We start from the raw sequence: 21,877 nt of genomic DNA on the forward strand, positions 1-21,877 counted from the left end.
CGCCCACTCCTTAGTGGTGAGGTCGGCGGCCCCCTCGCGGCAGGTGCGTCACCGAGTCCCGTCGGTCACGCGCTTCAGAGGCCGCCGATCGGCCGGCGGCCCGGCCGTGATCCGGGCACAGTCGCTTCACGGCTGCGCTCCGCGGCGGCGCTGCCACGGGGCGTGTGCGTAGCGGGACAGTAGCGAGCCGGTTCGGTCAGCGGAAGGCTCCGTCCAGAATCCGGGCACTCTCACAGGGAAGTGGTTCCGTTTGTCCTCATACGTACACACGGTGTCACCGCATGCGCGTGGCCCACTCCTGCACCTTTTCGATCCGCTGGCGCAACTGTCCCGCCGTGGCCTCCGCCGAGGGCGGGCCGCCGCAGACCCGGCGCAGCTCGGTGTGGATCACGCCGTGCGGTTTGCCGCTCTGGTGGACGTACGCGCCGACGAGGTTGTTGAGCCGCTTGCGCAGCTCCATCATCTCCTTGTGGGAGACCACGGGCCGCCGCTCGGCGGGCAGTTCGAGCAGATCGGCCTCGGTGTCCGGCTTCTTGCGGCTGTGCGCGATCTGCCGGGCCTGCCGCTTCTGGAGCAGCAACTGCACCTGGTCGGGTTCGAGGAGCCCGGGGATGCCGAGGTAGTCCTGCTCCTCGTCGCTGCCGGGGTGGGCCTGCATGCCGAACTCGGCGCCGTTGTACATCACCCGGTCGAAGACGGCGTCGGACTCCAGCGCCTCGAAGGGCAGCATGTCCTGCTCGCCGGTGTCCTCGTCCTGCTCCCGGTTCGCCTCCTCCATCTCCTTCTCGGACTCGGCGTACGGGTCCTCCTCGCCCTCCTTCTTGGGCTTGTCGAGGACGTGGTCGCGCTCGCGCTCCATCTCGTTGGCGAAGCCGAGCAGGTCCGGGATGGTCGGCAGGAACACGGACGCGGTCTCGCCGCGCCGCCGGGACCGTACGAAACGGCCGACGGCCTGGGCGAAGAACAGCGGGGTGGAGATGGTGGTGGCGTACACGCCGACCGCGAGGCGCGGGACGTCGACGCCCTCGGACACCATGCGGACGGCGACCATCCAGCGGTCGGTGCCGCTGCTGAACGTGTCGATGTTCTTCGACGCGCCGGCGTCGTCGGACAGCACGACGGTGGCCTTGCTGCCGGTGATCTCGCGGATCAGCTTGGCGTACGCCCGCGCGGAGTCCTGGTCGGCGGCGATGACGAGGGCGCCGGCGTCCGGGATGGCCTTGCGGACCTCGGTGAGGCGCTGGTCGGCGGCGCGCAGCACGGCCGGCATCCATTCGCCGCGCGGGTCCAGCGCGGTGCGCCAGGCCTGGCTGACGGCGTCCTTGGTCATGGGCTCGCCGAGGCGCGCGGCGATCTCGTCGCCGGCCTTGGTGCGCCAGCGCATGTTGCCGCTGTACGACATGAAGATGACGGGACGGACGACGTTGTCGGCGAGGGCGGAGCCGTACCCGTAGGTGTAGTCGGCGGACGAGCGCCGGATGCCGTCGTCGCCCTCCTCGTACGTCACGAAGGGGATGGGGTTGGTGTCGGAGCGGAACGGCGTGCCGGTGAGCGCGAGCCGCCGCGTGGCCGGCTCGAACGCCTCCAGGCAGGCCTCGCCCCAGGACTTGGAGTCACCGGCGTGGTGGATCTCGTCGAGGATGACGAGGGTCTTGCGCTGCTCGACGCGGTTGCGGTGCAGCATGGGGCGCACGCCGACACCGGCGTACGTCACGGCGACGCCGTCGTACTCCTTGCCGAGCGGGCCCGCGCTGTACTCCGGGTCGAGCTTGATGCCTATCCGCGCGGCGGCCTCGGCCCACTGCTTCTTCAGGTGCTCGGTGGGCGCGACGACGGTCACCTGCTGCACGACGTGGTGGTGCAGCAGCCAGGACGCCAGCGTCAGCGCGAACGTCGTCTTGCCGGCGCCGGGCGTGGCGACCGCCAGGAAGTCCCGGGGCTGCGCCTGGATGTACTTCTCCATCGCCCCCTGCTGCCAGGCGCGCAGCTTGCCGGCGGTACCCCATGGGGCACGTCCGGGGAAAGCCGGGGACAGGTGGTGCGAGTGGGACGCGGAGCTGGCGGTGGTAGTCACGATCTCCGTGGGGTGGTCGGGCGGCGCGGTGCGTATGACAACCGGGCCACCCTACCGATGGCCCGGAGCTGTCGACGCCGCTACGCGGCCGCACCACCCGAGGGTGGGACCCACATCACAACCGCCCCAGCCGCTCCGCGATCTCCTTCACATCGCTCGCCGTCCCGGAGGCCACGTCGACGACCAGCGTGTACGCCGTGTCCTGGTCCACGCCGGCGAGGTCGACGCCGTTCACCGCGAGGAAGGTGGCGGTGGCCAGCCAGGCGGTGCGTTTGTTGCCGTCGACGAACGGGTGGTTCGTCGCGATGGCGTGGAGGAGCGCCGCTGCCTGCTCGTGCAGATCCTCGTACGCCGTGGTGCCGAACATCCGGGCGCGTGGGCGGTGCACGGCCGAGGCCAGCAGCCCCGGCGCCCGGGTCTCGGGCGGCCGCCCGCCGAAGGCGACCTCGGCGATGGCCGTGACCTCGTCGACGGTGAGGTGCCGGGTCATTCGCCGAGCCTCCTCAGCAGCTCGGCGTGCTCCCGCGCGAGGCGCTCGGCGACGGCACGCACCAGCCGGCCCTCCTCGTGCAGGTGGCGTCGCAGCGCTTCCCGCGCGACCTCCTCGGGGGCGCGGTCCTGCGCGTCCGCGAGGTCGTGGAGAGCTTGGTGCACGTCGGGGTCGAGGCGGAGAACCAGTTCGGACATGGCGGGATACTACTTTCTGCGATCTTCCGATGACGATCGGTTTACGGGTCAGCGCTCCCGCACCCGAGTGGCCACCCAAGCCCCCGCCAGCGCCACCGCCGCCATCGGCAGGAACACCGCGACGAAGGCGGCCGGGTGGGAGCCGGTGGCCTCCGTGGCCGCGTGGCCGGCCGTGCCGCCGCCGAGGGCCGCGAAGGCGGCGCCGCCCGCGGCCAGCAGGAGGACGTTGGAGAGGCCGTCGGAGATCTGGAGGGCGGCGGAGTTGGTGCCGGCCTCCTCGGGGGCGGAGAGCTGGAGCAGCAGGACGCTGGTGGAGGAGATCACCAGGCCCATGCCGAAGCAGCCGAAGGCCCAGGCGACCGCGACCGTCCAGGCCGGCACGGCCTCGATCAGCACGCTGGGGGCCGCCGCGATCGCCGCCGCCACCAGCACCATGCCGAGGGCCATCAGACGCTCCCGGTACGGCTCCAGGCGGGGCCGGGACTGGAACCAGGAGCCCAGCGCCCAGGTTCCGCCGCCCGCCGCGAGGGAGAAGCCGGCCAGCGTCGGGCTGAGGCCGCGCTGGGTGACCAGCATCAGCGGGACGAAGGACTCCGCCGCGATGAAGGAACCGGCGGCGACTCCGCGCAGGAGGACGACCGAGGGCAGTCCGCGCGCCGCGCGGTAGGTGCCGCGCGGGAGCAGGCCGAGCACGGCCGGGACCAGCAGGGCGACGCCCAGCGCGCCCGGCGGCAGGGAGGCCCAGCGCAGGTCCTGGGCGGTGTACTGGAGCAGGCCCGCGCCGAGGGAGATCGCCAGGGCCAGGCGGATGCGGCGGCCGTCGAAGGAGGCGGGCCCGTCCGCGTCCCCGTTCACCGGGCCGGACGCCAGGCGCCGTATCTGCGGCAGCGCGAGCGCCAGCGGGAACACCACGAGCACCGGGATGCCGAGGAACACCCAGCGCCAGCCGATGTGCTCCGTCACCGCGCCGGAGGCCAGCGGGCCGACGATCGACGGCACCACCCAGCTCGCCGCGAACGCCGCCATGATCGCCGGCCGCAGCCGCTCCGGGTAGGCCCGCCCGACGATGACGTACAGCGCGACGATCACCAGTCCGCCGCCGAGTCCCTGCACGGCCCGCCCCAGGATGAACAGCCACATCGCCCCGGCCGTACCGGCGAGCAGCAACCCGGCCGCGAAGGAGGCGATGCCCCAGGTCAGCGGCGCGAGCGGGCCCCGCCGGTCGGACCACTGGCCGGACAGCACCATGCCGAACAGGCTGGTCGTGAAGTACCCCGAGAACGCGAACGCGTACAGCGGCACCCCGTCCAGCTCCCGCGCCGCCACCGGCATGGCCGTGCCCACCGCCGTCGCCTCGAAGGCGATCAGCAGCACCACGGAGACGACACCGATGCTCAGCGCCCGGTAGGGGCTGCTCAGCACGGTCTCCTCGGGGGCGGCGGGCGGTGAAGGGACGTCGGCGGGCTCGGTGACATCGGTGTCACGCGGGTTCGGGGCGGTCATGACCGCCAGAGTAAGGGCCACGGCACGGTTTGACCCCTGTCGGGGGTCGGGACCGGCACCGGGACCTTGGTCGTAGGACCGGAGCCGCCGTTCATGAACGGCGTGTGGCAGTCGTATTGCGGCCCCCGGCATTTCCTTGAGCGCCGCCTCCGGCCCACCGTACGGTCGTCACACCGGTTCGGAACGGCGAAGCACCGCACGGCACTTCGCCCCCGACACGGCCGTGTGCCCGAGTGGTCCCAGGGACTCGCCTGCAAAGCGAGGTACGCGGGTTCGATTCCCGCCACGGCCTCCCTACATGGGCGGGGTGCTCTTCGAAGCGCCCCGCCCGTCCGCGTCAGCGCCCCCGAGGGGCGCGGGGCCGTATCGGCATGCGGCTCCGCCGCGTGGGCGCGACCGGCCCCGACGACGCCGCAGCCGACCGGCAACCGTCCCCGAGCGGGGCCCTACAACACGCCCCCGGCCTCGTCCTGGAACAGTTCCGTCCAGTAGTGCCACTCCGCATCGGGCGTCGTACCCGTGGGGTCGATGGACGACAACACCTGCAACATGGTCAACGCCAGTTGGTCATACGTGTCGGTGGTCAGCGCGTGGCCCGACGCCTCGTCGATGGCGTGCTCGCGGTGGAGCAGCCAGAGGGTGAAGGCGAGGGTGGAGATGTCCGTGTTCAGCGGGTGGAGGACACCTTCCGGTTCGCTCCAGTTGAGCACCGCGCCCGTGGCGCCGTCGACGACCAGGCTGTTGTCCTCGATCAGGTACCCCAGGCGTATCAGCTGCTCGGCGCGGGCGGGGAGGCGGGCGTCGGGGAGTTCGCGGTCGTCGGTGTAGTACTCCGCGAGGGTGCGCAGCGGCAGGTCGGTGTCCAGCTGGAAGAGGAAGCCGTCCTCCGGCAGGCCCGTCTCGCGCAGGAAGCGGCGGGTCGGCTCGTGGTCGAGCGTCGCGGGGAAGTCGACCTCCTCGAAGCGGACCACTCCGCCCCGGCCGAACTCCTCGTCCAGCAGGCGGAGGGGGAGGTCCAGGGCGAGGCCCGAGGCCGTGCCGGGGCCCGCCACCAGGGCCAGCGGCCTGATCAGCGCGGCCATCCTCCAGAACGGCGCCGGCTCGCCGTCCGTGCCCTCCTCGAAGACCGCCAGGAGCTGCCGGGAGGCCTCCGCGACCGCCTTGGCGCCGTACCGGCCCGCGTAGGCGGCGAACTGGCCGCGCAGTCCCGCCAGCTCGTCCGTCGCCGCCGCGAAACGCACCAGCGTCGGCAGGGACGGGGCGAGCGGGCGGCGGTCCATCAGGTCGGGGCGGTCGTGGAAGAAGAACGTCGTGGAGACCTCGCCGGTCGCCCCGTCGAGCAGCACCGACTCCGTCTCCAGACCGGCCGGGCCCAGCAGCCCGCCGATGACCAGCTGGTCCCGCAGCTCCGGGGAGAGCCGGTCGGCGGGGCCGCCCGTCGAGTCGCCCACCGTGCGCGGGCCGCCGGGCCGCGCCAGCTCCGCGAAGCCGAACAGGCCGCTGTCGGCGGGCAGTCCGGGACCGGTCAGCCAGTCGCGCGTGGACGCGTGCGTGATGAAGGGATCGAGGTCGGCGCCGGTCAGTGTGATCGCCGCCGCGACAACGGTGTCGGTCGTACTCATGATTCCCCCGCGATACGTGTGCTCGGTCCCGGGCCCGCGAACGTCCCGCCCCGGGCAGGACGGCCCTGACCCTTCCGGACCCGTCAGCCGTCCCCCACTGCTCGGAACACTACGCGGCACCACTGACAACGCCTTGGACCGAGGGCGGCGAACGCAACGCCCCCATCACACAAGACGCCTGAGCAACCGTTTGCGTTGCCTCCCCCGCGGGAATCGTCCGGAACGACGTTCAGCCCCCGGCCGTCACCACCGCGGCCTGCGGCCGGATCGGCAGCCGGTTCACCGGGCGGCCCGTGGCGGCCCGTACGGCGGAGGCGATCGCCGCCGGCGAGGTCACCACCGGCACCGCGCTGACCGCCTTCGCGCCGAACGGCGCGACCACGTCCCGCTCCTCGACCAGCTTCACGATGTGGATGTCCGGCGCGTCCAGCGCCGTCGGGAGGGCGTACCCGGTCAGGTCGGGGTGGCGGACCAGCCCGCGCGGCGTGCGCAGGTTCTCGGTGAGCGCGGCGCCCAGGCCCTGGGTCACGCCCGCCTCGATCCGGGCGGCAAGCTGCGCCGGGTTCAGCACCCGGCCCACGTCCTGGGCGACCGCCAGCTCCACGACCCGTACCGAGCCGAGTTCGATGTCGACGTCGACCACCGCGCGGATCGCGCAGAAGGCCATGCCGACGAAGGCGTCGCCCTGGCCGGAGGCGTCCAGCGGCTCCGTCGGGTGCGGACGGCACTGGGCGGTGGCCCACAGCTCCTTGCCGTCCATCGCCTCGGTGACGGTCGTGGACAGCACGCCGTCGTACGAGGTGATCTTGCCGTCGGTGATCTGGAGCAGCTCGGTGGACATGCCGAACTTGTGCGCGAGGGGCTGGAGGAGCTGGGTGCGGACCATCTTCGCCGCGCGCTCCACCGCGCCGCCCGACACCCACGTGTGCCGTCCCCGGCAGCCGGGTCCCGCCGGGGGCTGGTCGGTGTCGACGGGCACCACGTGCACCTCGTCGACGCCGAGGGTCTCCTGGACGATCTGCCGGGCCAGCGTCGAGAAGCCCTGGCCGCTCTCCACGGCCGCGCACAGCACCGTCGCCACGCCGTCCTGGACCCGCACGGTGGCCGTGGACACCTCGTCCGCGCCCTCCGCGCCGAGCATGTGCACCATGCCCAGGCCGTAGCCCACGCCCCGGCGCACCGCGCCCGGCTCGCCCGCGCCCTCGGGGCCGCCGGGCAGCAGCCACTCGTCCTCGGGGGTGTCCTTGGGCAGCGGCGGCAGCGGGAAGTCCCGCACCGCCTCGAGGAGTTCCGCGACCGGGGCCGGGCAGGTCACCGTCTGGCCGGTGGGCAGCACGTCGCCGGTGGCCATCACGTTGCGCAGGCGCAGCTCCGCCGGGTCGACGCCGAGCTTCTTGGCCAGCTTGTCCATCTGCGCCTCGTAGGCGGCGCACACCTGCATCGCGCCCTCGCCGCGCACATGGCCGGAGGGGGGGTTGTTGGTGCGTACGGCCCAGCCCTCGATGAAGGCGTTGGGCACGACGTACGGGCCGCAGGCGAAGGCCACGGCGGCGGCCAGGGCCTCGGAGGAGGTGTCGGCGTAGGCGCCCGCGTCGAGCAGGATCTGCGCCTCGACCTTCACCAGCCTGCCCTCGGCGTCGGCGTGGTGACGGTAGCGCAGCAGCGTGGGGTGGCGGTGGGCGTGGCCGAGGAAGGACTCCTCGCGCGTGGCGGCGAGTTTCACCGGGAAGCCGGTCCTCAGCGCCAGCAGGCCGAGCGGGAGCTGGAAGCTCCGGTCCTCGCGGTCGGCGGTGGCGCCGGGCACCCCGGTGACGACGACCTTCACCCGATCGGGTGCCAGGCCGAACGCGGCGGCGGCGGTGTCCCGGTCGCCGTGCGGGTCGGTGGAGGCCAGGTACAGCTCGACGCCGCCGTCCGGGCGGGGCACGGCGAGACCGGCCTCGGCGCCGATGGGGGCGGGGTCCTGGCGGCCGATGCGGTACAGGCCCTCGACGACGACGTCGCCGGCCGCGTCGGGGTCGCCGTGGCGCAGCGGGATGTGCCGGATCAGGTTGCCGTCGGGGTGCAGCGGTTCGGCCTCGAAGGCCTGCTCGGGGTCGGTCACCGGGTCGAGCACCTCGTACTCGACGATGACGGCGGCGGCTGCCATCCGCGCGGTGTCCGGGTGGTCGGCGGCGACGGCGGCGATGGGCTCGCCGTGGTGGCGTACGACCTCGGAGGCGAAGACCGGGCGGTCGGCCGTGCCGCGGCCGTGCAGCGGGTCGCCGGGGACGTCCTCGTGCGTGACCACCGCGCGGACGCCGGGCATCTCACGCGCGTGGGTGGTGTCGATGGACACGATGCGCGCGTGCGGGTGCGGCGAGCGCAGCACGGCCGCCCACAGCAGGCCCTCGGCCCACAGGTCGGCGGCGTACGGGAAGGTGCCCTCGGTCTTGGCGCGGGCGTCGGCGGCCGGGAGGGAGACGCCGAGTCCGTGCGGGAGCGGTTCCGGCTCGGGGGCGGCCTCCGCGGCCCGTACGGCCTGCGCGGTGGCTGCTTCGTCGGTCACGCCTGGCCTCCGTCCTCGCCGTACGGCTGGTCCTGGGGCTGCTCATCGGGTCCGGGGCCGTCGAACGCGGCGGGGTTGACGCCGCCGGCGCCGGGGCCCGCCTGGTGCGGGATGCGGGGCGGTTCCGGCTCGCCGTCGGAGTCGTCCTCGTCGGACGCGGAGTGCGCCTCGCGTTCGGCGACGACCTCCTTGACGGCGTTCACCACGCCCCGGTAGCCGGAGCAGCGGCAGAGGTTGCCGCACAGGGCCTGGCGGGTCTCCAGCTCGGTGGGCGCCGGGTTGCCCTCCAGGAGGTCGTGCACGGTCATCGCCATGCCCGGCACGCAGAAGCCGCACTGCACGGCGCCGCACCGCGCGAGCGCCCGCTGCACGTCCGAGGGCCGGCCGTCCTGCGCCAGGCCCTCGACGGTACGGACCTCGCTGCCGGCCGCGGTGACGGCCGGGACCAGGCAGGACGCCACGAGCCGTCCGTCGACCTGCACGTTGCAGGCCCCGCACTCGCCCTGGGAGCAGCCGTCCTTGGCCCCGGCGAGACCGAGCCGCTCGCGCAGCACGTAGAGCAGCGACTCGCCGATCCAGGCGTCGGTGACGGGCCGGTCGGTGCCGTTGACGCGGAGCACGTAGGAGGCGAGGGGGTGGTCGTCGTGCGGTGCGACCGGCTCGCCCCGGCCGTCCGGAGCGTCCGGGGTGTCCGGAGTCTCCGGAGCGCCGGGGGCCGTGTCGGTGTCCGGGGACTCGGCGTCGGCGGGTTCCGTCGCCGCTTCCGCGTCCGGAGCGGGCTCGGCGGGGGCCGCGGAGGGCTCCGAGAGGCCTTCGGCGGCCTCGGGAGCCCCGTGGGTGCCCTCGGCGTCCTCGGCGGCCCCGGAAGCGGGCGCCGGGGCGTCCTCGGCGGCCTCCGTCTCGGACCGCCACCGCGGCTCCGCGTACCCCTCGGCGGCGAACGGCTGAGGAACGCCGGAGTGCCCGGACGGCTGCTGGAACGCGGGGTCGTCGCCCCGAACGGGCTCGCCGTGGAACTCCGGGGCGTGCTCGGGCGTGCCGGAGGGCTCAGGCGCGGCACTCGCTCCGGGCCGCCCCGGCGCGTGCTCGGGCACGGGACCGGCGTCCGGCCGCCCTTGTGCGTGCTCACCGGCCGGCTGCACGGGCGTGCCCTGGGCCGGTGTCCCGCCGTAGGCGTCCTGGCCTCCGGGCCGCCCCGGCGCGTGCTCGTCGGCCGGCTGCACGGGCGTGCCCTGGGCCGGTGTCCCGCCGTACACGTCCTGGGCCGTGGGGGCCTCGTCCCGGTTGCCGGGGTCGGCGTACGGGAGTGGTTCGGCGGCGGGCAGGGGCTGTCCGCCGTACGTGACCGCGCCGGGCGGCTGCTGGGGGCCGGGTTCCTGCCGGTCCCGCGCGGGGGCGTGTTCGGTGCCCCGCGGCTCCTGGTCCTCGTCCTGCGGGACGCCGGGCACGCCGGGTCCCCACGGGCGGCCGATGGCCTCCGTGGGCGCCCAGGGGGCGGGGGCGCCGCCCGGCAGGGTGGCCGGCGGGGTGCCGCCCCACTGCTCGACCAGGGCGGACGTGGTGAACTCGCCCGACTCGTCCGGCAGGTCGCCGTCGGCCACGGGGATCGACCACTGGCCGGTGACGTCGTGTCCCGGCGCCGGGTTCTGCGCGGCCTGCTCCTCGAAGGTCCACTGCCCGGTCGCACCGGGGTCGTACGTGAACCGGTCCCCCGGTGCCGCGCCCGCCTCGGGGGCCTGCGGGTCGTGCCACCGGGCGCCGTCGACGGGCGCGCCGGGCACCCCCCAGGTGCCGGTGGCGGCCGGGTCGGTGCCCGCGGTGGCCGCCGGGTCGACCGTGATCTGCGGCGGCACATAGCCGTGGCCGGGCGCGGCGAGCGGGCTCTCCATGGCGTCCAGCAGGGCGTCGATGCCGCCCTCGGGGAGGTTCACGAAGGCCGTGGCGCCGTCGTCGTAGTCGCCCTGGGGCAGCGGGTCCCAGCGGCTGCCGCCCGGGGGCGTGCCCTGTCCGTGCTGGTCGTCGGTCACGACAGCGCCCTCCCCAGTGCTCGTCGGGCCAGCGCGGCGACGGTGCGCCGCAGGTGCAGTACCGCGGGCGGAAGCGGTGGGACGGTGCCGTCCTCGCCGGGTGCGGCGTCGGGGATGCAGGCCGCGGCGACGTACTCCCCGAACGCGTTCAGTGCCTCGGGCACGATCGCGCGGTTGTTGTCCCAGTCGATGAGCTGCGCGACCCACTGCTCGGCGTCCAGGGGCCGCAGCGGCATCGGAGCTATGGCGCCCACCGCGCAGCGCACCCCGCGGCGGGCCGGGTCGAGCACCAGGGCGACGGAGGCGACCGCGCGGCCGGGGCCGGTGCGGCCGGTCGCCTTCAGGAAGACCTGGGGGGCGTGCAGCAGCGGCACGCGCACGTAGCCGATGAGTTCGCCGGGGCGCAGCAGGTCCATCCCGGCCAGCAGGTGCGACACCGGGAGTTCGCGGCGGGCTCCGCCCGGGCCCGCGATGATCAGCGTCGCCTCCAGCGCGGCCAGCACGGGCAGCGCGTCGCCGGTGGGGGCGGCGGAGGCGATGTTGCCGCCCAGGGTGCCCGCGTTGCGGATGTGCGGCGGTCCGGCGGCCCGCGCGGAGGCGGCGAGCGCCGGGATGAGGGCGGCGAAGTCGGGGCGGCCCATGCGCGCGTGGGTGAGACCGGCGCCGAGCAGCGCGTGTCCGTCCAGGTACTGCCAGCCGCGGATCTCGCTGATCTTGCCGAGGCCGACCAGCGCGGCGGGCCTGAGCTGCCCGGAGTTGACGGCGGCCATCAGGTCGGTGCCGCCCGCGACGGGCACGGCGGCGGGCATCGCCGTGAGGGCCGCCACGGCCTCGTCGAGTGTCGTGGGCAGCGTCACGGCCTGCGCCGCCTGCGGTGCGTGCGTGCTCAAGTCCGGCTGCCCCTTCCCGCTGCCCCACCTGGTCCCACCTGTGCTGCCGTACGGTACGGCCTGACAGGGCGGACGTGGCAACTCTGGCACATCTTGGCAGGTGCCGAGGACGGGGGTCCGCTAGGAGGCATTCGCCCACCTCACCCCGGACGTGGTCGTTTTCGCACCAGATGGCCGATGCGCTCCGCATACGCACTCTTCGGTGACTTTCACACCTTTTTCGCATGACCTGTTCGACACGGACCGAACAGGTGCGCACACCCCGTCCCGGGTGCCCGGCGCGGGGCTGCCCGCCCGGCGCCGGGAACCCGGGACGGGCGGGCTACTGGTGCGGCGGCGGGCCGTCGAGCGGGCGCCCCAGGATGCCCGGACGCCGCTGCCAGGGCAGCGGGCCGGTGGGCGGCCGGTAGGCGACCCCGAGGGCGTCCAGGCGCCGGTAGTGGGCGGTCATCCGCCGTTCGAAGCCGGCGAAGTCCCGGTCGGCGGGGGCGGGCAGGTCGCTCCAGGCGACCTCGGCGAGCGCGGCGAGCCGGGGGAACGTCTGGTAGTCGACCCGCCCCTGGTCCTCCATCACCTCGGTCCACACGTTGGCCTGGGTGCCCAGCACCCGCGCGGCCTCCTCGCCCGTCAGCTCCGACGGCACGGGCTCGAACCGGTAGACGTCCTCCAGGGTGCGCACGTACCCGATCGGCACCGGCTCGTCGGGGCCCGCGTCCTGACGGTAGTCCAGGTACACGTACTGCTGGGGGCACATGACCACGTCGTGCCCCGCGCGGGCGGCGGCGACCCCGCCGGAGTAGCCGCGCCAGGACGACACCGCGGCGCCGGGGGCCAGGCCGCCCTCCAGGATCTCGTCCCAGCCGATCAGCCGCCGCCCCCGCGCGGCGAGCCACTGGTCGAAGTGACCGATGAACCAGGACTGGAGCGCGTCCTCGTCCGGCAGTCCGAGGTTGCCGATCTGTTTCTGCGCGGCGTCCGACTCGCGCCACTGGTCCTTGAGGCATTCGTCGCCGCCTATGTGCACGAACGGCGAGAAGGGGCCGGCGTCCGCGGGGAACAGTTCCAGGACTTCCTCGAGCACCCCTTCGTAGAACCGCAGGGTGTTGTCAGTGGGGGCGAGTACGTTCGGATTGATCCCCCAGGTGTCCCAGACGGTCAGGGAGGCGGTGTCGATGACATCGGAGTTGCCGAGTTCCGGATACGCGGCGATGGCGGCCTGCGAGTGGCCGGGCACGTCGATTTCCGGGACGACGCTGATATGCCGCTCGGCGGCGTAGGCGACGATCTCGCGGATGTCGTCCCGGGTGTAGTGACCGCCGTACGGCCTGTCGTCCCACAGCGGTGACGCGCGGTGTCCGATTTTCGTCCGGGCCCGCCAGGAGCCGATCCCGGTGAGCTTCGGATACCGCTGGATCTCGATGCGCCAGCCCTGGTCGTCCGTCAGGTGGAAGTGGAGGACGTTGAGTTTGTGCGCCGCCATCAGATCGAGATAGCGCAGCACGCCTTCCTTGGGCATGAAGTGCCGGGCCACGTCGAGCATGAGTCCGCGCCAGCGGAAGCGGGGCTCGTCCTGGATCTCGGCTTCCGGCAGCTCCCAGGCGGCGCGCCCGAGGCGCGCCCGCCGGAACGCGTCGGGGCCGAGCAGTTGCCGGAGCGTCTGCGCGCCGGCAAAGGCACCGGCCGGGTCACCGCTCCTGATCAGCGCGCGGTCGTCACGGATGGTGATGCGATAGGCCTCGGGCGGGAGGTGGTGGTCGTGCCGCAGCTCGATCGCGTTCTCCGCGGCCCGCCCGGGCGGGCCGGGCTCGCCCTCCCGCAGCGGCAGACCGGTGGCCGCCTGCAAGGTCGTGCGCAGCCAGCGTTCGGCACTGCCCACACCCGGCCCCGCCGTCAGCGTCGTGTCCTCGTCGAGGACGAAGACCCGCTCACCCCACGTGCTCACGCTCAGCGGGGCGGGAATCAGTTCCGTCAGTGAAGTCACATCAGTCCTTTACCGCGCCGCCCAGTCCGGAGACCAGACGTCGCTGCACGAGTACGAAGAAGACCAGTACCGGAATCGTCATCACGGTGGACGCCGCCATGACCCCGCCCCAGTCCGGCTCGTCGGGTTTGTAGAAGACCAGCAGCGCCATCGGCAGGGTCGACTGCGAGATGTCGCTGATGATGAAGGACTTGGCGAACAGGAAGTCGTTCCAGGTGGAGATGAACGAAAACACGCTGGTGGCCACCAGGCCCGGCAGGACGAGCGGGAAAAGGATCTGCCAGAGAAAGCGGGCGCGGCTCGCCCCGTCGATGTAGGCGGCCTCCTCCAGCGCCTCCGGAACGGCCTTCACGAACCCCCGCAGCATCCAGATCGCGAAGGGCAGGGAGAACGCGATGTGCGGCAGGATCAGCGACCACAGCGTGTTCAACTGTCCGAAGTCCCGCATGACGAAGAACAACGGGATGGTCAGCGCCTCCACGGGCACCATCTGGGCCACCAGAAACATGATCAGCAAGGTGGTCCGCAGCCGGAACCGGAATCGCGTCACGGCGGTCGCGGCGAGAAAGGCGATCAGCGCGGAGGCGATCACCACGGCGACCGCGACGACGACGCTGTTGAGGAAGTACCGGCCGAATTCCTGCTGCCCGAACACCCGCCGGAACGAGTCCAGCGTGGGCGCGAGCGTCCAGGGCCGCGGCTCGGTCGACTCGATCTCCCCGGCCGGTTTGAAGGCGCTCAGCACCATCCAGTACAGCGGGAAGGCCACCACGGCGGCGATCAGCAGCGCCGCCGACTCGGCCGCCAGCCGCCCCGGACGCCGTACGAACCGGCGCACAGGATTCACCCGGGGTTTCCCGTCCCGGCTCACAAGGCTCACAGTTCCTCCCCCTGGCGGCGCAGCAGTCGCAGGTACACCAGCGTCACGGCGAGCAGGATCAGCAGCATCACCACGCCGATCGCCGCGCCGAGGCTGTACTGCGAGGACGCGAACGCCTGCTGGTAGGCGTAGACGTTCAGGACCAGGTTCTGGCCGGCGATGCCCCCGCCGTTCGTCATGACGTAGATCTGGGTGAAGACCTTGAAGTCCCAGATGACCGACTGGATGGTGACGACGACCAGGATCGGCCGGAGCATCGGCGCGAGCACCGAGCGCCAGATCCGCCACTGCGAGGCCCCGTCCAGAGAGGCGGCCTCCAGTACCTCGGAGGGTACGGCGCGGATCCCGGCGTAGACCGTCACCATCACGAACGGGAAGGAGCACCAGACCACTTCGAGCAGGACGAGGAAGAAGGCGCTGAACCGCCCGTACGTCCACGAGTGGTCGCCGAGCCCCAGCACCCGGTTGACCGGCCCGAAGTCGGCGTCGAAGAGGAACAGCCAGACCGTGGACCCGGTGATCGCCGGTGTCGCCCACGCGCCGAGCGCGGCCAGCATCAACGCCAGCCGCGGCACGGCCCGCACCCGCGTCAGCAGCACCGCGAGCGCACACCCCACGGCCAGCGTGCACACCACACAGGCGGCCGCGAACACCACGGTGGCCAGCAGCACCTGCCAGAACTGCTCGTCCCCGAAGAGCTCGGCGTAGTTCCCGAACCCTTCGAAGGTGGTCGGCTCCCCACCACTGACCTGCGCCTGGGTGTAGTGGAAGAGCGAGATCAGCCCGAGCTGGTAGACCGGGTAGGCGAGCAGCCCTCCGAGAACGACCAGTGCCGGCGCCAGATACAACCAGGGTGCGGTGGAGCGCCCCTTCCAGGGGCGCGGGGCTGTATTGAATGTGCGGCTACCGCCGCGTGGGCGCGACAAGCCACCGACTACCGGCAGCCGCAAACGATCCGCGCCCCGCGAGCCATTAGGCACCGTCATCCGGCGGAGCCAAACGCCTCGTTCATCTTCTTCGCCGCATCCGCCGAGGCCACGGCCACGCTCTTCTTACCGCTCACGACCTCCTGGAACATCGTCGGCAGCACCAGCGACGAGTCGATCCGCGCCCACGCCGGAGAAGCCGGCACGAACTTCGTGTCGGCCGCCAGCGTCTCGACGAACGGCTTCACGAAGCTCTCCTTCGCGGCCACCTGTTCCCGCACGTCGGAGAAGGTCGGCAGGAACCCCATGCCCTCGAAGAGCGCACCCTGCGCCTCCTTCGAAGCGAGCCGTTTCATCAGGTCGACGGCGAGGGTCCGGTGCGAGGTGGACTTGAGCACGCCGAGGTTGTTCCCGCCGGCGAACGCGGGGGCGATGGATCCGGCCTCGACGCCCGGCAGCGGCACGACGGCGTACTTGCCCTTGGCCTTCCCGGCCTCCACGGCCGCGTGGCTGAAGTCGCCGCCGATCGCCATGGCCGCCTTGCCCGAGGCGAAGGCGGTCACCGTGTCGTTGCCGCCCATCCCGGCGCACTTGGCGGCCGGGCAGTTGTCGTCGCCGAAGAGGGAGGTGTACGCCTCGATGCCCTTGCGGGAGGCGGCGCTGTCGATGGCGGAGGCGTACGAGCCTCCCTTGCCGGTGGCGAGTTCGCCGCCGTGGGCCCAGATGAAGGGCATCGCGCCGTAGGTGTAGGCGCCGCCGACCGCGATGCCGTACATCTCGGGCCTGGCGGTGTGGATCGCCTTCGCGGTGGAGATCAGTTCGGCCTGGGTCTTCGGGACGTCGAGGCCGAGTTCGTCGAAGACGTCGGTGCGGTAGTAGAGCGCGCGGACGCCGACGAAGTACGGGGCTCCGTAGACCTTGCCGTCGACGGTGACCGACTGTCTGGCGGTCGGGTCGGTGTCCTTGGCCTCGTCCCAGGCCCCGAACTCCTCGGTGATGTCGGCGAGTCCGCCGTCCTTCACGTAGCCGGCGGTGTCGGTGTTGCCGTACTCGATGAGGTCGGGCGCGGACTTCGGGTCGTTGAAGGCGGCCTTGATGCGCTGGGCGCGGGTCTCGACGGGGATGTACTCGACGGTGACGTCGGTGTCCTCGTGCGCCTTCTCGAACGCGGCGAGGACGGAGTCGACGACCTGTTCCTTGGGCTTGTTGTTGACCTCCTGGAAGAGCCAGACGCGGAGGGTGCCGGTCTTCTCGTCCTTGTCGGAGGAGGAATTGCCGGAGGTCTGGGGCGCGCAGGCGGCGGTGGCGAGGACGGCCGCGACGGCGACCAGGCGGGCGGACAGCTTCATGGAGTTGCTCCTCCGAGCACGTTGCAACATACGCAATGGCGGTTTCGCTGTGCACAACACACCGGAGGCTAGGTACTGGGTGAACCGCGCCACAAGAGGTCTCAACCACTCTGTGACCGGCGGACGCACCCTGCGCAACGCGCGGACAGCACAAAGGCCCCCAGGGCGCGCAAAGCGCACCCCGGAGGCCTCGGAGAGATCAGACCGACGGAGGGAGGGACGGACGGACTACTTGTCGCCCTTGCCCTTGTCGTCGCCGCCGGCACCCATGGACTCGTAGATCTCCTTGCACATGGGACACACCGGGTACTTCTTCGGGTCGCGGCCGGGCACCCACACCTTGCCGCACAGCGCCACGACGGGGGTCCCGTCGAGGGCGCTCGCCATGATCTTGTCCTTCTGGACGTAGTGGGCGAAGCGCTCGTGGTCACCGTCGCCGTGGGAGGTCTGCGGCGTCGGCTCGACGAGGGTCCCCGTACCAGTCCCGCGCTCGGGCTCAAGAGTGCTCATAACTGCCAAGGGTACTGAAGCCCGCACGCATCAGTTGAGCGAAGGGTCGTCCGGATACGTGGCCACCATCGCCAGCTCGTTGCGCTGGCGGCGCAGCACCTCGCGCCAGAGCCGCTCCGGGGACGGGGAGGAGACGTCTCCGGGCTCCGACTCCACGACGTACCAGGCTCCGTCCACCAGCTCGTCCTCGAGCTGGCCGGGGCCCCAGCCGGCGTATCCGGCGAAGATGCGCAGCGAGCCGAGGACGGAGGCGAGCAGCTCCGGCGGGGCCTCCAGATCGACCAGCCCGATCGCGCCGTGCACCCGGCGCCAGCCCAGCGGCGCGGCCTCCGCGGCCGTACCGCCGGGGACGACGGCGACACCGAGGGCCGAGTCCAGCGACACCGGACCGCCCTGGAAGACGACACCCGGTTCGCCGGCCAGGTCCGCCCAGTCCTCCAGGATGTCGCCCACGTCCACCGGCGTCGGACGGTTGAGGACGACACCGAGGGAACCCTCCTCGTCGTGGTCGAGGAGGAGCACCACCGCGCGGTCGAAGTTCGGGTCCGCCAGGGCGGGAGTGGCCACGAGCAGCCGCCCTGTGAGCGAGGACACCTCGGTCATGCCAGACATGATCCCGCATCTCGCTCCCGCGTGGGGAGGCAACGGGGGTACGGGAGTGAACGCAGCTCAGGGCGGACTGGAGCACGCCCGGCGCACGACGGGGGTGGTGACCCCATGTGCCCGGTGACGAACCCTTCGTGTTGTGACAGACCCATGACGCTCCAGGGCCCCGCTCGGGCTTACGGAAGGGGGGCCGAGGGCGATTACCCTTTGCCTTCTGGCCCCTGCCCCACTCCCCACGGAACGCGAGATTCATGACCGTCAACGACGTCGATGACGTACTGCTTGTCCACGGCGGGACCCCGCTGGAGGGCGAGATCCGTGTCCGCGGTGCGAAGAACCTCGTACCGAAGGCCATGGTCGCCGCGCTGCTGGGCAGCGCACCGAGCCGTCTGGGCAACGTCCCCGACATCCGTGACGTCCGGGTCGTACGGGGTCTGCTGCAGCTGCACGGCGTGACGGTCCGTCCGGGCGAGGAGCCCGGCGAACTGGTGCTCGACCCCACGCACGTGGAGAGCGCCAACGTCGCTGACATCGATGCCCACGCCGGATCCTCGCGGATCCCGATCCTGTTCTGCGGCCCGCTGCTGCACCGGCTCGGGCACGCGTTCATCCCGGGGCTGGGCGGCTGCGACATCGGCGGCCGGCCCATCGACTTCCACTTCGACGTGCTGCGGCAGTTCGGCGCGACGATCGAGAAGCGGGCGGACGGCCAGTACCTGGAGGCGCCGCAGCGGCTGCGCGGCACCAAGATCCGGCTGCCGTACCCGTCCGTCGGCGCGACCGAGCAGGTGCTGCTCACGGCGGTCCTCGCGGAGGGCGTCACCGTGCTGTCCAACGCGGCGGTGGAGCCGGAGATCGAGGACCTGATCTGCGTCCTGCAGAAGATGGGCGCCATCATCGCGATGGACACCGACCGGACCATCCGCATCACCGGTGTGGACAAGCTCGGCGGCTACACCCACCGCGCCCTGCCCGACCGCCTGGAGGCCGCCTCCTGGGCGTCCGCGGCGCTGGCGACCGAGGGCAACATCTACGTCCGCGGCGCCCAGCAGCGCTCGATGATGACGTTCCTGAACACCTTCCGGAAGGTCGGCGGCGCCTTCGAGATCGACGACGAGGGCATCCGCTTCTGGCACCCCGGCGGGCAGTTGAAGTCCATCGCGCTGGAGACGGACGTGCACCCGGGCTTCCAGACGGACTGGCAGCAGCCGCTGGTGGTCGCGCTGACCCAGGCGACGGGCCTGTCCATCGTCCACGAGACGGTCTACGAGTCCCGGCTGGGCTTCACCTCCGCGCTCAATCAGATGGGCGCGCACATCCAGCTCTACCGCGAGTGCCTGGGCGGCTCCGACTGCCGCTTCGGCCAGCGCAACTTCCTCCACTCGGCGGTCGTGTCGGGCCCGACGAAGCTCCAGGGCGCGGATCTGGTCATCCCCGACCTGCGCGGCGGCTTCTCCTACCTCATCGCCGCCCTCGCCGCCCAGGGCACCTCCCGCGTCCACGGCATCGGCCTGATCAACCGCGGCTACGAGAACTTCATGGAAAAGCTCGTGGAACTCGGCGCGAAGGTGGAACTCCCCGGCAAGGCACTCGGCTGACCCCACCCACCACACCACCCCGGCCCCGGCAACACCACCCCGGCTGGGGGTCCGGGGGTCATCCCCCGGGAAGACACAGCATGGAGAAGCTCGTGGAACTCGGCGCGAAGGTGGAACTCCCCGGCAAGGCACTCGGCTGACCCCACCCACCACACCACCCCGGCCCCGACCCCGGCAACACCACCCCGGCCGGGGGTCCCGGGGGCATCCCCCGGGAAGACACAGCATGGAAAAGCTCGTGGAACTCGGCGCGAAGGTGGAACTCCCGGGCAAGGCACTCGGATAACAGGAGCCGTCACACGAACGCCGATGGGGCGGTCACCCACACCGGGTGACCGCCCCATCGGCGTATGTGCAAGCGCCCTGAAGGGGCGCGGGGAACTGCGCGATCAGCCACAGACTGCCGGCAGTCGCCCACGGCGCCAAACCTGGACGGCGCTTACGCGCCCTTACTTGCCCTTGGCGGCTTCCTTCAGCTTCGAGCCCGCCGACACCTTCACGCTGTACCCCGCGGGGATCTGAATCGGCTCACCGGTCTGCGGGTTGCGCGCGGTGCGCGCGGCCCGGTGGGTGCGCTCGAAGGTCAGGAAGCCGGGGACGGTGACCTTCTCGTCGCCCTTGGAGACGATGTCGCCGACGACCTCGGCGAACGCGGCCAGCACGGCGTCGGCGTCCTTGCGGGTCACCTCGGCGCGGTCGGCCAGCGCGGCCACCAGCTCACTGCGGTTCATGTTGTTACTCCCGTGTTCTTCTTGCCGTTGAGGCGTGCCACGCGGCGGAGCCGCATGTCGGGCACGGCCAAGCCGATGCTGCCAGGTTCCTCGGTGGGTCCCCGGACCCGGGTCCCTACGTCAGACCCTCGCGCCCAGGGACGCATCCTGCCTCTACCTGCGGCGGTAATGCCAATCCGGCACCCGCAGGAGTCGTGAGAACACCCCGGGGAGTCACACGAAGAGCGCCACGGCCCGGCCGCCACCATAAAGGGCGATCAGGATCTCCGGGTGCCCCGACGCGCCGGTTCCAACCGGTCGTGGTGATCCTCACAGCCCCCTCGGTGTCCGGATTTCCCTAGGAGGCCGACGCCCCCGCCGCCTTCGCCGCGTCGCGCACCGCGCCGGCGACGGCGCCCGCGACCTTGTCGTTGAAGACGCTGGGGATGATGTAGTTCGGGTTCAGCTCGTCCTCGGTCACCACGTCGGCGAGGGCCTTGGCGGCGGCCAGCATCATCTCGGTGTTGACGGTGCGGGACTGGGCGTCGAGCAGGCCGCGGAAGACGCCCGGGAAGACCAGCACGTTGTTGATCTGGTTGGGGAAGTCGGAGCGGCCGGTGGCCACAACGGCCGCCGTCTGGCGGGCGATTGCCGGGTCCACCTCGGGGTCGGGGTTCGCGAGCGCGAACACGATCGCGCCCTCGGCCATCGCGGACACGTCGTCGCCGTCGAGGACGTTCGGGGCGGAGACGCCGATGAAGACGTCCGCGCCGCGCACGGCCTCCTTCAGGGTGCCGGTGAGGTTCTCGGGGTTGGTGTTGTCGGCGATCCAGCGCAGCGCGGAGCCGGGTGCGGCGTCGACGAGGTCCTCGCGGCCGGCGTGCACGACGCCGTGGATGTCGGCGACGACGGCGTTCTTCACGCCCGCGGCGATCAGCAGCTTCAGGATGGCCGTGCCGGCGGCGCCGGCGCCGGACATCACGACGCGGATGTTCTCGATGGCCTTGCCGGTGACCCGCAGGGCGTTGGTCAGGGCGGCGAGGACGACGATCGCGGTGCCGTGCTGGTCGTCGTGGAAGACGGGGATGTCCAGGGCCTCGCGCAGCCGCGCCTCGATCTCGAAGCAGCGGGGGGCGGAGATGTCCTCCAGGTTGATGCCGGCGAAGCCCGGGGCGATGGCCTTGACGATCTCGACGATCGCGTCGGTGTCCTGGGTGTCCAGGCAGATCGGCCAGGCGTCGATGCCGGCGAACCGCTTGAACAGGGCCGCCTTGCCCTCCATCACCGGCAGCGCGGCCTTGGGGCCGATGTTGCCGAGGCCGAGGACGGCGGAGCCGTCCGTCACGACCGCAACGGAGTTGCGCTTGATGGTGAGGCGGCGGGCGTCCTCGGGGTTCTCGGCGATCGCCATGCACACGCGGGCCACACCGGGCGTGTAGACCATGGACAGGTCGTCACGGTTGCGGATGGGGTGCTTCGACGCCATCTCGATCTTGCCGCCGAGGTGCATCAGGAACGTACGGTCGGAGACCTTGCCCAGGGTGACGCCCTCGATGCCGCGCAGCTGCTCGACGATCTCGTCGGCGTGCGAGGTGGAGGAGGCCGCGATGGTGACGTCGATACGGAGCTTCTCGTGGCCGGACGCGGTGACGTCGAGGCCGGTCACCGAGCCTCCGGAGGACTCCACGGCCGTGGTGAGCTGCGATACGGCGGTTCCGCTCGCGGGCACCTCCAGCCGGATCGTCATCGAGTAGGAGACGCTGGGCGCCGTTGCCATGGCCGACTTCCTCTGCTTTTACCGTGTCGCTAAACGTGCCGTCCGATCGTCGCACCTACCCCTGAGTACGCGGTAGCCGCCCTGGATTGCGGACGTTTTGTTCATCGACGCGTGCCGTCTGGCGGAAAATTTTTTCCACCATACGAGAGGCGCCCGGACAAGAAAAGAGGTCCACGTCACAGCTGTGAC

17 protein-coding genes and 1 tRNA gene are annotated in these 21,877 nt (G+C 72.0%); 2 read left to right on the plus strand and 16 right to left on the minus strand.

Features of this window, described 5'->3' with window-relative positions; translation table 11 throughout:
- Positions 1–274: 274 nt before the first annotated feature.
- The 4 genes from ACZ62B_RS15435 to ACZ62B_RS15450 form a co-directional block, all read right to left on the minus strand.
- Positions 275–2,074, minus strand: a complete 1,800-nt coding sequence (locus ACZ62B_RS15435) for a DEAD/DEAH box helicase (protein WP_344559260.1) — start codon at positions 2,072–2,074, stop codon at positions 275–277.
- 115 nt (positions 2,075–2,189) lie between these two features.
- The gene (locus ACZ62B_RS15440; RefSeq protein WP_344559258.1) at positions 2,190–2,564 is read right to left on the minus strand and encodes a type II toxin-antitoxin system death-on-curing family toxin; all 375 of its coding nucleotides are present in this window, start codon (positions 2,562–2,564) and stop codon (positions 2,190–2,192) included.
- The gene (locus tag ACZ62B_RS15445; protein WP_469690647.1) at positions 2,561–2,761 is read right to left on the minus strand and encodes a hypothetical protein; all 201 of its coding nucleotides are present in this window, start codon (positions 2,759–2,761) and stop codon (positions 2,561–2,563) included. The genes ACZ62B_RS15440 and ACZ62B_RS15445 overlap by 4 nt, the downstream gene beginning before the upstream one ends.
- A gap of 48 nt (positions 2,762–2,809) precedes the next feature.
- The gene (locus ACZ62B_RS15450) at positions 2,810–4,264 is read right to left on the minus strand and encodes an MFS transporter (protein WP_469690649.1); all 1,455 of its coding nucleotides are present in this window, start codon (positions 4,262–4,264) and stop codon (positions 2,810–2,812) included.
- A 219-nt stretch (positions 4,265–4,483) separates the two neighbouring features.
- Here ACZ62B_RS15450 and ACZ62B_RS15455 point away from each other — a divergent pair.
- A tRNA-Cys gene (locus tag ACZ62B_RS15455) sits at positions 4,484–4,556 on the plus strand.
- A 154-nt stretch (positions 4,557–4,710) separates the two neighbouring features.
- Here the strand turns inward: ACZ62B_RS15455 and ACZ62B_RS15460 are convergent.
- The 10 genes from ACZ62B_RS15460 to ACZ62B_RS15505 form a co-directional block, all read right to left on the minus strand.
- On the minus strand, positions 4,711–5,886 hold the full coding sequence (locus tag ACZ62B_RS15460; RefSeq protein WP_344559253.1) for an SUKH-4 family immunity protein: 1,176 nt from the start codon (positions 5,884–5,886) through the stop codon (positions 4,711–4,713).
- A gap of 229 nt (positions 5,887–6,115) precedes the next feature.
- On the minus strand, positions 6,116–8,434 hold the full coding sequence (locus ACZ62B_RS15465) for a xanthine dehydrogenase family protein molybdopterin-binding subunit (protein WP_469690651.1): 2,319 nt from the start codon (positions 8,432–8,434) through the stop codon (positions 6,116–6,118).
- A complete protein-coding gene (locus tag ACZ62B_RS15470) occupies positions 8,431–10,461 on the minus strand; it encodes a (2Fe-2S)-binding protein (RefSeq protein WP_469690653.1) in 2,031 nt (676 codons plus the stop codon). Before ACZ62B_RS15470 ends, ACZ62B_RS15465 begins: the two co-directional genes overlap by 4 nt.
- Complete coding sequence (locus ACZ62B_RS15475; RefSeq protein ID WP_344559247.1) at positions 10,458–11,351, minus strand: FAD binding domain-containing protein; 894 nt, start codon at positions 11,349–11,351, stop codon at positions 10,458–10,460. The genes ACZ62B_RS15470 and ACZ62B_RS15475 overlap by 4 nt, the downstream gene beginning before the upstream one ends.
- Before the next feature lie 322 nt (positions 11,352–11,673).
- Complete coding sequence (locus ACZ62B_RS15480) at positions 11,674–13,332, minus strand: beta-N-acetylhexosaminidase (RefSeq protein ID WP_468719401.1); 1,659 nt, start codon at positions 13,330–13,332, stop codon at positions 11,674–11,676.
- Position 13,333: 1 nt separating this feature from the next.
- A complete protein-coding gene (locus ACZ62B_RS15485) occupies positions 13,334–14,179 on the minus strand; it encodes a carbohydrate ABC transporter permease (protein ID WP_073932043.1) in 846 nt (281 codons plus the stop codon).
- 29 nt (positions 14,180–14,208) lie between these two features.
- Positions 14,209–15,198 carry a carbohydrate ABC transporter permease gene (locus ACZ62B_RS15490; RefSeq protein ID WP_344559245.1) on the minus strand — a complete coding sequence of 330 codons (990 nt, stop codon included), beginning with the start codon at positions 15,196–15,198 and terminating at the stop codon, positions 14,209–14,211.
- The gene (locus tag ACZ62B_RS15495; RefSeq protein WP_468719400.1) at positions 15,195–16,487 is read right to left on the minus strand and encodes an extracellular solute-binding protein; all 1,293 of its coding nucleotides are present in this window, start codon (positions 16,485–16,487) and stop codon (positions 15,195–15,197) included. The genes ACZ62B_RS15490 and ACZ62B_RS15495 overlap by 4 nt, the downstream gene beginning before the upstream one ends.
- 228 nt (positions 16,488–16,715) lie before the next feature.
- Complete coding sequence (locus tag ACZ62B_RS15500) at positions 16,716–16,997, minus strand: DUF3039 domain-containing protein (protein WP_073931595.1); 282 nt, start codon at positions 16,995–16,997, stop codon at positions 16,716–16,718.
- Between the two features lie 30 nt (positions 16,998–17,027).
- Positions 17,028–17,600 carry a YqgE/AlgH family protein gene (locus tag ACZ62B_RS15505; protein ID WP_344559240.1) on the minus strand — a complete coding sequence of 191 codons (573 nt, stop codon included), beginning with the start codon at positions 17,598–17,600 and terminating at the stop codon, positions 17,028–17,030.
- Positions 17,601–17,854: 254 nt separating this feature from the next.
- Here ACZ62B_RS15505 and murA point away from each other — a divergent pair, with 254 nt between their 5' ends.
- Positions 17,855–19,201 (plus strand): UDP-N-acetylglucosamine 1-carboxyvinyltransferase, encoded by a 1,347-nt coding sequence (gene murA / locus ACZ62B_RS15510; protein WP_073931593.1) that lies wholly within the window; start codon positions 17,855–17,857, stop codon positions 19,199–19,201.
- A 449-nt stretch (positions 19,202–19,650) separates the two neighbouring features.
- On the opposite strand, the gene ACZ62B_RS15515 is transcribed toward murA, so the two are convergent.
- Positions 19,651–19,932, minus strand: coding sequence for an HU family DNA-binding protein (locus ACZ62B_RS15515; RefSeq protein ID WP_004987462.1), 282 nt, complete (start codon positions 19,930–19,932; stop codon positions 19,651–19,653).
- A 337-nt stretch (positions 19,933–20,269) separates the two neighbouring features.
- The gene (locus ACZ62B_RS15520) at positions 20,270–21,688 is read right to left on the minus strand and encodes an NAD-dependent malic enzyme (protein WP_344559237.1); all 1,419 of its coding nucleotides are present in this window, start codon (positions 21,686–21,688) and stop codon (positions 20,270–20,272) included.
- Between the last annotated feature and the right edge of the window lie 189 nt (positions 21,689–21,877).

The sequence above is a fragment of the Streptomyces sp. NPDC053426 genome (assembly GCF_055585405.1).